Below are 12,417 nucleotides of genomic sequence, written 5' to 3'. Positions count from 1 at the left end.
ATACTGGGCCCAGGTTGGCCGGCATGCAAGTGACAACGACCAGGTGGGCCGCGCTCGCCGTCCTGCTCGCGGCCGAGGCCATGAACGTCCTCGACGCGACGATCACGCAGGTCGCCGCCCCGGCCATCCACGCAGGACTCGGCGGCGCGCGGTCCGACATCCAGTGGTTCGGCGCCGCGTACACGCTCCCGTTCGCCGTGTTGCTGATCACCGGCGGCAGGCTCGGCGACCGGTACGGGCGCCGCAGGCTGTTCCTCGCGGGCGTCACCGGGTTCGCCATCGCGTCGCTGTGCTGCGCGGTGGCACCGGACGCCGGCGTGTTGATCGCGGCGCGGGCGGTCCAGGGCGCCGCCGCGGCACTCGTCATCCCCCAGACCATCGGGTTGATCAGGGCCGCGTTCTCCGGGCCGGAACTGGCCGCCGCGCTGGGCTGGAACGGCCCGGTGGTGGGAGTCTCCGCGGTGACCGGTCCGGTGCTCGGCGCGGTGCTGACCGACGCCGCGTCCTGGCGGGTCGCGTTCCTCGTCAACGTGCCGATCTCGGTGGCCGTGCTCGCCGCCCGCAGGCTGCTGCCAGAGGACCGCGCGGCGGCCCCGGTGCGGCTGGACCTCGTGGGCACCGTGCTCGCCGCGGCGGGTGTCGGACTCGTGGTCCACCCGCTGATCACCCGGTGGCACTGGCCCGTGTTCGCGGCGGGTGCCGCCGTGCTGGCGGTCTTCGCCGTCCAGCAGCGAAATCGGCGGCACCCACTGGTCGAACGGAGCCTGTTCCACGACCGCGGTTTCCCGGCCGCCCTCGTCACGTCGACGCTGTTCTTCGCCGTGATGAACGGGCTCATGCTGGTCGTGGTGCTGCACCAGCAGCTCGACGAGGGCCGTGACGTGCTCACCAGCGGGCTGACACTGCTGCCGTGGTCCGGCGGGCTGGCCGTGTCGTCCTGGGTCGCGGGCACGTGGCTCGTGCCGAGGTTCGGCTCGCGCGTCGCGTTCGCCGGGCTCGGGTCGCTGCTGGCGGGGATCCTCCTGGCGATCGGGTGGCCGCGTGGGCTGCTGGGCGCACTCGCGCTCGGCGGCCTCGGGTTGGGCCTGTTCACCGTGCCGTTCTTCACGACCGCCCTGTCCCGTGTCCGTCCACAGGAGACCGGCTCGGCCGCCGGTCTGCTGAACGCGGTGCAGCAGCTGGGTGCCACCCTCGGCGTCGCGGTCCTCGGCAGCGTCTACCTCCACGGTCACTCGGTGGCGCCCGCGTTCTGGCTGGCGGCGGCCCTCGTCGTGGCGACGGCGGCGACCACCGCGCTCATGGGGTCGCCGACCGCGTCGCGAGAAGGCCCGCGAGGCGAGTGGTGAGCATCCTGCGCCAGCCGCCGCGGTGCATGAGCGCGAGCACGGCGCCGCCGAGGCCCGGGAAACCGTTGTGCTCCAACAGGAGCCGCGTGTGGCCGGGTGACGGCTCGGTCAGTGTCCAGGTCACCGTGGTCGTCGCACGCATCTTGCTGCCCCGCCACGTGTAGGCCAGGTTCTTCGGCTCGTCCGCCGCCGTGACCTCGCAGTGCACGACGCCGTCCCAGCCCGGCATCGGCCTGGCACGCACGGTGAAGCGCCTGCCCACCACCGGCGCGAAGTCCTCCACCGGCATCATCCACTCGGCCAGGGCGGCCGGGTCGGTCAGTGCCCGCCAGACCACCTCCGGCGGGTGGGGCAGCTCGACGTCCACCCTGATGTCACGTGTCATTGCTCGTCCTCTCGAGGTAGGACCGGAGGTTCTCGATCTTCTCCGGCCAGAAGTCGCGGAAGATGGCGGCCCAGTCGTACAGCTCACGCAGCGGCTCGGGCTCGATGCGGTAGCGCCGCTGCCGCCCGTCGCGCCGCTCGGTGACCAGCCCCGCCGCACGCAGCACCGCGAGGTGGCGCGACAGCATCGGCATCCCGACCCCCAGCTCCTCGGCCAGCGCGGTGACGGGCACGTCCCGCCTGCGGCCGAGGATCTCCAGGGCCGCACGCCTCGTCGGGTCGGCAACCGCGCGGAACACGTCCTCTGTGGCGGCTGGTCTCGGCATGCTCAAAACTTACGGTAAGTGTGAAGTGTCGTCAACCCCGCGTCCCCGACCGCCGATGAGACGACCTTCAGCGCCGCGCCGGGCGCCACCCGAGTGCCGGCCCGAGCCGCTCGGCCATGTCGGTGAGGATCTGCACGTAGTCGGCGTGTTCGAAGGAGAACGGCAGCGCGAACGCCACCTCGTCGATCTCCTGGTACGCCGCGTGTTCCGCCAGCCGCTCGGCGAGCTGCGCCGACGTGCCGACGTAGTCGGGCGAGAACAGCAGCCGTCCCGGCCCCTGGGGCGCACGGGTGCGGGGCAGGCGTTTCGCCGCGTACTCGGCGTACCGCGCCCGTTGGCCGGCGTCGGCACTGTCCGTCGGGATGACCACGAGTCCTTGGGAGACACGGCCTTCCGGGTGCCTGTCGCGGAACGCGGTGATGTGGCGCCGCTGGAGCTCCGCGAAGTCCGACAACCCGTCCTCGGCACGGACCACGCTGCTGGTCAGGAAGTTCATCCGGTGCTCGCCCGCCCACTCCGCCGACCGCAGACCGGCGCCGCCGTACCACATGCGGTCACGCAGGCCGGGCGAGTGCGGCTGGACGTGGTCGGAGAACTCCTCGAACCCTTCGGTGCCACGGAATCCCGTGACCCGCTCGCCTCCGACGATGGCGAGCAGCCGTTCGACCCTGCGGTAGGTGAAGTCCTCGACGTCGGCCGTGTCCGGGTAGAGGGTGCCCTTGACGTCGTCGTAGTGCATGGGCGACCCGACGCTCACGCCGGGGTTGAGCCTGCCGCCGGAGAGGACGTCGACAGTGGACAGGTCCTCGGCGAGGCGCAGCGGGTTCTCCCAGCCGAGCGGCGTTACCGCGGTGCCGAGGTGGATGTGGTCGGTGATCTGCGACGCGGCGGCGAGGACCGCGACCGGCGAGGAGATGCCGAACTGCAGGTGCCGGTGCCGCAGCCAGGCACTGTCGAGGCCGAGTCGTTCGCCGAGCCCGATCATGTCCAGTGTGGACTGGTGGCCACGGCGGGGGTCAGCCTCGTCGAACAGCCCGATGGTGAGGAAGCCCAGTTTCCGCAACGGTTTCGCCACGTCGCCGATCGTAGCTCCGCGAACCGCGTCGTCCAGCATGTGGGACGAGGATGCCCGCGATGACGAGCGCCAGCCCGATCAGCTGGCGCGTCGACAGCGTCTCGGTGGCGACGGCGGTACCCAGCAGCACGCCGGTGACCGGGTTGAGGAGGCCGACCAGGCCGACCGTGCCCGCGTCGAGGTGGCGCAGACCCGCGAACCACGCCGCGAACGCCAGCGCGGTCGCCACCATGGTGACGTAGGCGAAGCCGAGCACCGCGGGACCGTCGAGCCGGGGCGGTGTCTCCGCGACGGCCGCGACCGGCAGGAGCACCAGGGCGCCCGCGATGAGCTGCCATGCCGTGAGGGACAGCACATCCACGCCGTCGCCCCACTTCTTGGTCAGGACGTAGCCGTAGGACGACATGACCATCGCGGCGACGGAGGCCGCGACACCACGCGGGTCGGCCGCCACCGCGCCGGTGAGCAGCATCAGGCCCACGCCCGCGATGCCGAGCGCGGCGCCGAGCAGCTGCCTGCCCCGTGGCGGCACGGACAGCACCAGCCACGCGAACAGCATCATCACCACGGGCGAGGTGGCCATGACCGTGGCGGCGACGCTCGTCGGCAGCAGCTGCGCCGCGACGTAGATCAGCACGAAGAAGGCGCCGACGTCGAGGGTGCCCAGCACGAGTGAGCGCCACCACCACGCACCGGTGGGCAGCCGCCGGTGGACCGCGAGCAGGAGCAGGCCGGCAGGCAACGCCCGGAACAGCGCCCCGTACAGCGGATGTCCGGCGGGCAGGAACTCGTGTGTGACGTAGTAGTTCGAGCCCCAGGCGACCGGGGCCACCGCCGTGACGGCCACCCATTTAGCTTCCACGGAAGCTACTATAGCTTCCTCGGAAGGTATAGTCAGGTCCGTGAACGACCACGTCGCACGAATCCAGGCCGAATGGGCTCGGGAGCGCCCCGACCTGGACGTCAGCCCGCAGGGAGTCATCGGGCGGCTGCACCGGCTCGCCGGGCACCTCACCGAGCAGCTCTGCGTCGTCTACCGCCGGTACGGGCTCGGCGAGGGCGAGTTCGACGTGCTCGCCGCGCTCAGGAGGGCAGGCGAGCCGTTCGAGCGGGCGCCGGGCGAGCTGGCGCGGTTCACGATGGTGACCACGGGTGCCATGACCAAGCGGCTCGACCGGCTGGAGCGGGACGGGCTGGTCACCAGGCGACACAGCGCGGCGGACGGGCGCGGGCGGGTGGTGGCGCTGACGAAAGCCGGGCGAGAACTGATCGACCGCGCGTTCACCGAGCACATGGCCAACGAGCACCGGCTGCTCTCGACGCTGAGCGAGAACGAGAAAAACCAACTGGAGACGCTGCTTACCAGATGGTTGGACGACGTTGAGCCGAATGGCGCAGTCTGATACGCCTAGCGGCGCATTCCGTTGTTCTGGACCTGGCCGATGAGCCGGTAGAGGCTCGCCAGCTCGGCACTGAGGGCGTCCCTTATCCCGCCGATCCGCGTGCCGACCGCGACCGCCGCCGCGGCGAACTCCTCGTTGATCTGCGGCGGCATGGGCGGGGGCGGGGGCTGCTGGGGCGGGGGCGGCATCGGCATGCGACGGGAGGCGTCGGCGACCATGCGGGCGGCCCGCTGACGGGCCTCGTCCTCGATCTGTTCCGCCGTGGCCTGGGCACGGCGCACGATCGTCTCCGCGTTACGGTGTGCTTCGCTTATTACACGTCCCGTGTCGGCCTGCTTATCCGCGAGTTTTGCCGTCAGGGCCTCGATCGTGTCGGCCACGAGGTCGAGGAATGCGTCGACCTGCTCCTCGCTATAACCGCGTGCCATCCTCCTCGACTGGTCGAAGACGACGGACCGCACGTCATCGGCGGTCACCTGGTCTGATCTGGCCACCTTGCGTCCCCGCTTCACTCGCGCGACATCACGAAGTGATATCACTGCCCCGGCTCGAACGATGGTAGGCGACGTGTCAACCGCCTGACCGAAACGAATCTCGAATTACAAATCCGAATTCGTCAAGTAATAAGGTCAGACCGGCCCGTGACGACCGCCGTCTCCCCGACGACTGTACGCGCGTGCTCCGCACGGATCGCCTCCCAGGCGGCGCGCACGTGCTCGGCCTCCGTCCTCACCCCGCCGAGCGCCATCCGCAGCACGACCCGCCCGGCGACCCTGGTGTGGGTGAGGTAGAGCGCGCCGCTGTCGTTGAGGGCCTCCATCAGCCGCATCGTGGCGGCGTCCTCGTCCCCGCCCGCCCAGAGCGGGCGGAAGCACACGAGGCCCAGCGTCTGCGGCTCGTGCAGCTCGAAGTCCGGGTCGTCGGTGATCCAGGCGGTGAGCCTGGCCGCCTGCTCGAGTCCTTTGTGGATGTGGTCGCGCAGTCCTTCGGCGCCGTACCAGCGCAGGACGGCCCACAGCTTCAGCGCGCGGAACCGGCGGCCGAGGGAGACCTGCCAGTCGCGGTAGTCGACGACCGCGCCGGAGGACGTGGCCGCGTTGCGCAGGTACTCGGGGTGGATGGCGAGCGCGCCGGTCAGCGGGGCGCGGTCGGCGACCCACATGACGGTGCAGTCGAAGTTGGTGAGCAGCCACTTGTGCGGGTTGGTGGCGTAGGAGTCGGCGTACTCGGCGACACCGTCGTTGAGCCCGCGCAGCTCGGGGCAGACGGCGGCGACCCCGGCGTACGCGGCGTCGACGTGCAACCACACACCGTGCCTGCGGCAGATCTCGCCGATCGCCCGCACGGGGTCGACGGCGGCGGTCGAGGTGGTGCCGACGGTCGCGCAGACGAGCACGGGTGTCGCCCCGGCCGCGATGTCCTCCGCGAGCATGCGGTCGAGCCGCTCGGGGTCCATGCCGAGCGTCGCGGGGTCGACGCCGACCACGCGGACGTTGTCGGCGCCGATGCCCGCGATGCGTGCGCTCTTCGCGAGCGAGGAGTGGGTTTCGGTGGAGACGTACAGGGTGTGCCTGCCGGTGAGGCCCTGCTCCGCGGCGTCACCGGTGCGCCGCAGCGCCGCGAGGATCGCGAGGAGACTCGCGCTGGACGCGGAGTCCTGGATGACACCGCCGCCCACGTTGTCGGTGCGGAAGTGGTCGGGCAGCCCGAGCAGCTCGGCGAGCCAGTCGACGACGACCGTCTCCAGCTCGGTGCAGGCCGGGCTGGTCGCCCAGAGCATCCCCTGGACCCCGAGCCCGCTGGAGAGCAGGTCGCCGAGGATCGCCGGGCCGCTGGCGTTCGAGGGGTAGTACGCGAAGAAGCCGGGGTGCTGCCAGTGGGTGAGCCCCGGCACGATGATCCGGTCGAGGTCGGCGAGGACGCCGCCGAAGCCCTCGCCGCGCTCCGGCGGGTGGGCGGGCAGGGCGGCCCGGACGTCACCGGGCGCGACCTGCGACCGCACCGGCAGCTTCTCGACGCCCTCCATGTAGTCCGCGACCCAGTCGACGACCTGCCTGCCGTACTCACGGAACTCGTCCGGCGTCATGTGCTGGCTCATGCCGCCCCCTCGCCCGAACACCGATGATTGGCTCCGCTCATGCCCCATGCGTAGCAGATCACGTCCAGCCGGCGCCTCCCCCGCGGCCAACAGCGGGGGTGGCGTCGGCGACACCGGCTAGGCCCAATGCCGGTCGTTTAAGCCAGTGCAAGATCAACTCGACGATCGGCGACCAGCGGAAACAGGCACGACCAAGATCCACAAGCAGACCCTTGGCGATCTAAACGACCGGCATTGCGGCTAGGCCCTCGGCTCGTAGAGGCTGAACGTGGTGCCCTGGTCGTCGGTGCAGTCGGTGACCCTGCCGACGTCCGGAATGGTCTGTACGTCCTCGGTCCTGCCGCCCAGCTCGTGCACCCGCCGGACCGACGCCTCGATGTCGTCAGTGGCGAAGTACACACGCGGGTGGGAGGAGTCACCGGAGGTGATCGCCCCGGCCGGGCCGTTCTGGATGAGGTGGTAGTCGGGTCCGAACTCCATGGTCGTCCAGCCGAACAGGCTGCCGTAGAAGGCCTTCGCCTTCGCGGCGTCGGCGGCGGGCAGCTCGATCCAGTTGATCTCTCCGGACATGCGTCCGTCCTTCCGGGTGAGTGAGACTGACACCCGAGGACGAACGTCCGCGCGGGAACTCGACACGTGGTCCGTGCCGGAACCACCCAGGGCAGGTGGCCGGTCGGCCGGGGTGACGGTCACTCCCCCATGGAGTCGATCAGGCTCTGCGGACGCATGTCGGTCCAGTGCTGCTCGACGTACTCGAGGCACGCCTGGCGGCCGGCGGGTCCGTGGGCGGTGCGCCAGCCGTCCGGGACGTCCACGAAGGACGGCCACAGGCTGTGCTGGTTCTCGTCGTTCACGAGCACCAGGTAGGTGCCGTCCGGGTCCTCGAACGGGTTCGTCATCGGAACCTCCTATGCCGCTATGTCGGTACGGGCGCCCTTGACGGCCTTCGTCAGGTCGCGGATCACGGGGGCGGCGAGCGTGTAGTTGAAGCGCGGCTCAGCCGACCAGTCGCCGACCTGCCCCGCGGACACGGCGGGCAGCGCCGTCCACGTCGGGTACTCCGCCATCTGCTGGCGGCTCAGCGCGAACGTCCTGGTGTCGGTCAGGATCAGGTCCGCGGGGTACTTGCCGATCTGCTCCCAGCTCAGCTGCTCCCAGTAGTCCTCCGACCCGCCACCGGCGACGATGTCCAGGCCCAGCTCCCGGTAGTAGGACAGGTCGGCGAAGAACTCCGGCTTCGCGATGTAGATGCCGTCCTTGTCCGCGTACAGGACCAGCACCTTCAGGCCCGCCTTGGCCTTGGCCACGTCACGGAGCTCGTCCGACGCCGCCTGGAACTCCTCCTTCGCCGACTTCACGGTCGAGGACTCCACGTCGGCACCGAGCGCCCTGGCCAGCTCCTCGTACCGGGAGATGACCTTCGGCAGCGACACCTTGTACTCCGACAGCGCGAGGATCGGCGCGGTCTTCTCGACCTTGGTGCCGGTCTCGGGCGTGATGGCCCACAGGTCCGTCGGCTTGGTGCCCGTCAGGCCGGTGACCAGCAGGTCCGGCCCCAGCCCGATGAACTTCTCCACGTCGAAGTCGTCCCAGGCGTTGCCGAGCGAGGTGACCTTCGACAGGTCGATGTTGCCCGCCTGGAGCTCCTTCTCGCCGTCCGCCGTCTTCTGCGGGCCGAACACGCCGACCGGGTGCACGCCGAAGTCCCACAGCGCCGCGGCCGAGCTGACGTACGCGACGACCTTCTCCGGCCGCTCGTCCCGCTTGACCTTCGTGCCTCGGTCGTCGGTGAACTCCCAGGCGCCGCTGCCGGACGCGTTGGCGGGGGTGTCCTCGCCACAGCCTGCGAGGGCCGCGGCGGCGGCGAGGCCACCGGTGGCGAACAGGAAGCCTCGGCGGCTGATGGGGCGGTACGGCATGGCAACCTCGCTCAGTCGAATTAGGGTAGGCACACCTTACTTCACCGAGGCGCGGTTGGCGGACCAGGCTTCCCAGAGAGTGGCGTAGTGGCCGCCCGCGGTGACCAGCTCGTCGTGCGTGCCGGACTCGACGACCCGTCCCGCGTCGAGCACGACGATCCGGTCGGCCGACGCGGCCTGGGTGAGCCGGTGCGCCACGACCAGTGCGCTGCGGCCGTGCAGTGCGGCGACGCTCGCGCCCTCCAGCAGCCGCGCGCCCGCGCTGCCCGCCTCCGCGGTGGCCTCGTCGAGGATCACGATCGGCGGGTCGGCGAGCACGAGCCGCGCGAGCGCAAGCTGCTGCGACTGCGCAGTCGTGAGCCGGTGCCCACCCTCGCCGACGACCGTGGCGAGCCCGTCCGGCAGTGCGCGGACCCAGGTGAGTGCCCCGACCTTCTCCAGTGCGTCGGCCAGCTCGTCGTCGGTGGCGTCGGCCTTGGCGAGGCGCAGGTCGTCGGCGAGCGGACCGGCGAAGACGTGGACCTCCTGCGTGACGAGCACGACGGCCTGCCGGGTCGCGGTGGGGCCGAGGTCGTCGAGGTGGGCGCCGCCGACGCGGATGTCCCCGCTCGCCGGCGCGTGGATGCCGGCGATGAGCTTGGCGAGGGTCGTCTTGCCCGCGCCGCTGGCACCGACGAGCGCGACCCGTTCGCCCGGCCGGAGGTCGAGGTCCACGCCGTGCAGGACCTCCTCGCCCGCGCGGTAGGCGTGCCGGACGTCCGTGACGGCGACCGACGCGTCCGCCGGGGTCGCGGGCTCGGCGGGTTCCGCGGGTGGTGGAGTCTCGGCCACGCCGACGAGCCGCGCGAGGCTCGCCATCGCGGCCTGGGCGTCGTCGACGAGCGCGAGCGCGACGTTGATCGGGTTGAACAGGCCGTGGAAGTACAGTGCGGCCGCGGTGGCCGTGCCCACGGACACGTCACCGCTGCGCACCAGCAGGAAACCGGTGGTGAGCACCGCGCCGAGGCCCACGAACTCGGCGAGGTTGAGGCGGCCGTAGAAGCGTGTCCACAGCCTCGCGGCCCGCAGGGCGATGTCGATGGCGCCCTGGGACTTCCTGCCGACGCGCCCGAGGTGTTCGTTGGCGATGCGGAACGCCCGGACCGTCTGACCTGCGCCGATGGTGTCGAGGAGCTGGTGGGACAGGACGCCGACGGTGACGCGCTGGCGGGCGTAGAGCGGCGCGGCGGTGCCCGCGTACCAGCGGACGGTGTGCGCCTGGATGGGCACGGCGAGCAGCGCGGCGAGGAGGAATCGCCAGTCGAGCACGGCGATGCCGCCCAACGTGAGCGCGATGGTGAGCGAGGCACGGGCGAGCGCGGGCAGCGCGTCGCGGACGGCCTCGGCGATGACCGTGACGTCGTCGGTGACGCGGGAGGTGAGGTCGCCGGAGCCGGCGCGCTCGACCTGTTCGAGCGGGAGCCGCAGGGCCCGGTCGATGAACCGTTCCCGCAGCCTGGCGAGCACCCGCTCACCGACCCGCGCGACGAGGTTGGTCCCGAGCCCGGTCAGCGCACCCTGCCCGACGGCCGTCAGCCCGAGGAGGATGACGGGCAGGGTGATGTCCCCGACGGGTGAGCGCGACACGACGATGTCGACGATGCGCCCCAGCAGTGGCGCGGTGGCGAGCCCGACCGCGGTACCGGCGAGGATGACCACGAACGCCGTGACGGCGAGCTTCCTGTGTGGCCGCACCATCTCCCGGACGACGGCCCTGGTCCGCGCGGGAGTGGCCGTTGGGAGCAGGTTCGCACTCACGCGAGCACCGCCGTTCGGTAGGTCTCGTTCGTGGTGGCCAGGTCCTGGTGGGCGCCTTCGGCGGTCACCGTGCCCGCTTCCAGGACCACCACCCGGTCGGCCACCGCGAGCAGGGCCGGGCTCGTGGTCACCATGATCGTGGTCCGGCCTTCGCGTAGTTCCCTGATGCCGTCGGCGATGCGGGCCTCGGTCACGGCGTCGACGGCCGTGGTCGGGTCGTGCAGCACCAGGACCGGGGCGTCCACGGCCAGTGCGCGGGCGAGTGCCACGCGCTGGCGTTGGCCGCCAGACAGTGACCGTGCCCGCTCGGTCAGTTCCGTGTCCACACCGTCCGGCAGGGCGCTGGCCACCTCGTCCGCGCCGGCCGCCGCCAGCACCCGATCGTCGACCGTGGCCGACGACACGTTCGCGATCAGGCTGCCCTCGAACAGGTCCGCGTCATGGGCGGCCACCAGCATCACCGACCGCACGTGGTCGATCTCCAGGTCCGGCAGCGCCACCCCGTCCAGCTCCACCGCCCCCGACACCGGGTCCACCTCACGTCCGAGGCACGCCAGCAACGCCTGCGCCACGGCCGGGTCCGGCGTCACCACCCCCACCAGCTCTCCCGCCCGCACGTGCAGGTCCAGGCCCGTCAGCTCGGCGTGGGCCACCGCACGCAGGCGCACCTCGCCCCGCGCCGGGGCGGGCAACGTCCCGGCGCCCTGGGCCACCGCGGGCGGCGTCGACAGCATGACCGCCAGCCGGGCCGCCGATCCCCGTGCCTGCGCGAACTCCGAGCTGACCCACACGAAGTTCGTCAGCGGCCCGATCAGGAACTGCGCCAGCCCCACCGCCGCGATCAGGCCGCCGATGCTGAGGTCCCCCGACGCCGCGAGCCGACCGCCGATCAACGCGACCAGGGCCAGGAAGATGCCGTTCAGCGCCAGCATCCCGCCGTCGTGCCACGCCTTCGCCCCCGCCGCCCGCACGGTCGCCACCAGCGCGTCCTGGCTCGTCTCCTGGTAGCGGCGGATCGCCACCGGTTCCGCGCCGAGGCCCTTGAGCACCCGCAGGCCGCTCACCAGGTCCGCCGCCACACCCGACGCGTTGGCCGCGCGCTCGCGTTCGGCCTCACTGCGTCGTTCCAGCGGCCTGCCGAGCAGGTTCGCCAGCCACAGCAACGGGGGCGTGCCCAGCAGCACGAACAACCCCAGCGGCACCGAGATCCACAGCAGCGCCACCGCCCCCACCACGACCGCGGTCAGGGCCGCGACCCCGTAGGCCACCGCACGCGCGAGTGCGCCGACCCGCATCGCGTCGCCCGTCGCGAGGCTCGTCAGCTCACCGGGCAGGCGCCCCTTCTCCGCGCCGCCCAGGGGATCCAGCACCCGTGCGGCCAGCGACAGCCGCAGCTCGTGCGCTGCCTGCTCGACCGCGCGCTCCGCCTGCCGCGCCCCGAACCGGAAGCTGTAGGACAGCACCGCGAACACGGCGGCCAGCACCACGAGCCACAACAGCAGCCGCCCGTAGCCCTCGGCGGCCACGGCGTCGTCGATGACCAGGCCGATGAGGACCGGGACGGCCGCCTCGCACGCCTGGTGCGAGCCGGTGAGCAGCGACGCCCACCAGACATGCCTGCGCTGGCCCCGGAGCGCGCCACGCAGCACCGCCCAGGTCGTCACCGTCCCGTCACCTGCGCCGCCGCCCCGGGAACCGGCTGTGCCGGGTCGACGCCGACCAGCACCTGCCGGTTGGCGTCGTCGACGTGGACGACGGTCGGCCGGTGGGCCGCGATCTCCCTCGGCTCCAGCTGCGCGTAGGTCATGATGATCACTAGATCACCCGGGTGCACGAGGTGTGCCGCCGCCCCGTTGATCCCGATCACGCCGGACCCGGCGTCTCCGGTGATCGCGTAGGTCTCCAGCCTGGCACCGTTCGTGATGTCCACGACCTGGACCTGTTCGCCCTCGACGATGTCGGCCGCCTTCATCAGGTCGGCGTCGATCGTCAGCGAGCCGACGTAGTGCAGGTCGGCCTGGGTGACGGTGGCGCGGTGGATCTTGGCGTTCAGCAGGGTGCGTCGCATC

Annotated in this window: 14 protein-coding genes; 2 read left to right on the top strand and 12 right to left on the bottom strand. The window is 71.6% G+C overall.

The genetic code is table 11. The features are described from left to right. The first annotated feature begins 23 nt into the window (after nucleotides 1-23). Nucleotides 24-1,346 carry an MFS transporter gene (locus tag CLV71_RS36365; protein ID WP_133907432.1) on the top strand — a complete coding sequence of 441 codons (1,323 nt, stop codon included), beginning with the start codon at nucleotides 24-26 and terminating at the stop codon, nucleotides 1,344-1,346. Here the strand turns inward: CLV71_RS36365 and CLV71_RS36360 are convergent. From CLV71_RS36360 to CLV71_RS36345, 4 genes are all read right to left on the bottom strand, one after another. Continuing rightward, on the bottom strand, nucleotides 1,297-1,731 hold the full coding sequence (locus tag CLV71_RS36360) for an SRPBCC family protein (protein ID WP_133907431.1): 435 nt from the start codon (nucleotides 1,729-1,731) through the stop codon (nucleotides 1,297-1,299). The two genes, CLV71_RS36365 and CLV71_RS36360, sit on opposite strands and share 50 nt — an antisense overlap. Further along, the gene (locus CLV71_RS36355; protein WP_133907430.1) at nucleotides 1,721-2,056 is read right to left on the bottom strand and encodes an ArsR/SmtB family transcription factor; all 336 of its coding nucleotides are present in this window, start codon (nucleotides 2,054-2,056) and stop codon (nucleotides 1,721-1,723) included. Before CLV71_RS36355 ends, CLV71_RS36360 begins: the two co-directional genes overlap by 11 nt. A 67-nt stretch (nucleotides 2,057-2,123) precedes the next feature. After that, nucleotides 2,124-3,131 carry an LLM class flavin-dependent oxidoreductase gene (locus CLV71_RS36350; RefSeq protein WP_243867088.1) on the bottom strand — a complete coding sequence of 336 codons (1,008 nt, stop codon included), beginning with the start codon at nucleotides 3,129-3,131 and terminating at the stop codon, nucleotides 2,124-2,126. Beyond that, nucleotides 3,073-3,993, bottom strand: a complete 921-nt coding sequence (locus CLV71_RS36345; protein WP_243867086.1) for an EamA family transporter — start codon at nucleotides 3,991-3,993, stop codon at nucleotides 3,073-3,075. Before CLV71_RS36345 ends, CLV71_RS36350 begins: the two co-directional genes overlap by 59 nt. 40 nt (nucleotides 3,994-4,033) lie before the next feature. On the opposite strand from CLV71_RS36345, the gene CLV71_RS36340 reads away from it, so the two are divergent. Beyond that, nucleotides 4,034-4,534 (top strand): MarR family winged helix-turn-helix transcriptional regulator, encoded by a 501-nt coding sequence (locus CLV71_RS36340; protein WP_208297929.1) that lies wholly within the window; start codon nucleotides 4,034-4,036, stop codon nucleotides 4,532-4,534. 5 nt (nucleotides 4,535-4,539) lie between these two features. On the opposite strand, the gene CLV71_RS36335 is transcribed toward CLV71_RS36340, so the two are convergent. The 8 genes from CLV71_RS36335 to panD all read right to left on the bottom strand — a co-directional run bounded on the left by CLV71_RS36335 (nucleotide 4,540) and on the right by panD (nucleotide 12,416). Continuing rightward, a complete protein-coding gene (locus tag CLV71_RS36335) occupies nucleotides 4,540-5,028 on the bottom strand; it encodes a DivIVA domain-containing protein (RefSeq protein ID WP_208297928.1) in 489 nt (162 codons plus the stop codon). Nucleotides 5,029-5,150: 122 nt separating this feature from the next. Further along, nucleotides 5,151-6,620, bottom strand: coding sequence for an aminotransferase class I/II-fold pyridoxal phosphate-dependent enzyme (locus CLV71_RS36330; RefSeq protein WP_133907487.1), 1,470 nt, complete (start codon nucleotides 6,618-6,620; stop codon nucleotides 5,151-5,153). 252 nt (nucleotides 6,621-6,872) lie between these two features. Beyond that, on the bottom strand, nucleotides 6,873-7,202 hold the full coding sequence (locus tag CLV71_RS36325; RefSeq protein ID WP_133907426.1) for a VOC family protein: 330 nt from the start codon (nucleotides 7,200-7,202) through the stop codon (nucleotides 6,873-6,875). A 119-nt stretch (nucleotides 7,203-7,321) separates the two neighbouring features. Continuing rightward, nucleotides 7,322-7,531, bottom strand: coding sequence for an MbtH family protein (locus CLV71_RS36320; RefSeq protein WP_133907425.1), 210 nt, complete (start codon nucleotides 7,529-7,531; stop codon nucleotides 7,322-7,324). Between the two features lie 9 nt (nucleotides 7,532-7,540). Further along, nucleotides 7,541-8,551, bottom strand: coding sequence for an ABC transporter substrate-binding protein (locus CLV71_RS36315; RefSeq protein ID WP_133907424.1), 1,011 nt, complete (start codon nucleotides 8,549-8,551; stop codon nucleotides 7,541-7,543). A 36-nt stretch (nucleotides 8,552-8,587) separates the two neighbouring features. Then, entirely contained in the window at nucleotides 8,588-10,348 is a 1,761-nt protein-coding gene (locus CLV71_RS36310) for an ABC transporter ATP-binding protein (protein ID WP_133907423.1), read from the bottom strand. Next, complete coding sequence (locus CLV71_RS36305; RefSeq protein ID WP_133907422.1) at nucleotides 10,345-12,012, bottom strand: ABC transporter ATP-binding protein; 1,668 nt, start codon at nucleotides 12,010-12,012, stop codon at nucleotides 10,345-10,347. Before CLV71_RS36305 ends, CLV71_RS36310 begins: the two co-directional genes overlap by 4 nt. Further along, nucleotides 12,009-12,416 (bottom strand): aspartate 1-decarboxylase, encoded by a 408-nt coding sequence (gene panD / locus CLV71_RS36300; RefSeq protein ID WP_133907421.1) that lies wholly within the window; start codon nucleotides 12,414-12,416, stop codon nucleotides 12,009-12,011. The genes CLV71_RS36305 and panD overlap by 4 nt, the downstream gene beginning before the upstream one ends. Nucleotide 12,417: the final 1 nt, after the last annotated feature.

This window comes from Actinophytocola oryzae, from assembly GCF_004364325.1.
Lineage (GTDB): Bacteria > Actinomycetota > Actinomycetes > Mycobacteriales > Pseudonocardiaceae > Actinophytocola > Actinophytocola oryzae.
The sequence above is the reverse complement of the archived record's forward strand: the minus strand, read 5'-3'. Positions and strand labels throughout refer to the sequence as shown.

Coding starts and splice junctions, on each gene's coding strand:
- CLV71_RS36365 (WP_133907432.1), top strand. CDS start 24: ATGCAAGTGACAACGACCAGGTGGGCCGCGCTCGCCGTCCTGCTCGCG.
- CLV71_RS36360 (WP_133907431.1), bottom strand. CDS start 1,731: ATGACACGTGACATCAGGGTGGACGTCGAGCTGCCCCACCCGCCGGAG.
- CLV71_RS36355 (WP_133907430.1), bottom strand. CDS start 2,056: ATGCCGAGACCAGCCGCCACAGAGGACGTGTTCCGCGCGGTTGCCGAC.
- CLV71_RS36330 (WP_133907487.1), bottom strand. CDS start 6,620: ATGACGCCGGACGAGTTCCGTGAGTACGGCAGGCAGGTCGTCGACTGG.
- CLV71_RS36325 (WP_133907426.1), bottom strand. CDS start 7,202: ATGTCCGGAGAGATCAACTGGATCGAGCTGCCCGCCGCCGACGCCGCG.
- CLV71_RS36320 (WP_133907425.1), bottom strand. CDS start 7,531: ATGACGAACCCGTTCGAGGACCCGGACGGCACCTACCTGGTGCTCGTG.
- CLV71_RS36315 (WP_133907424.1), bottom strand. CDS start 8,551: ATGCCGTACCGCCCCATCAGCCGCCGAGGCTTCCTGTTCGCCACCGGT.
- panD (WP_133907421.1), bottom strand. CDS start 12,416: ATGCGACGCACCCTGCTGAACGCCAAGATCCACCGCGCCACCGTCACC.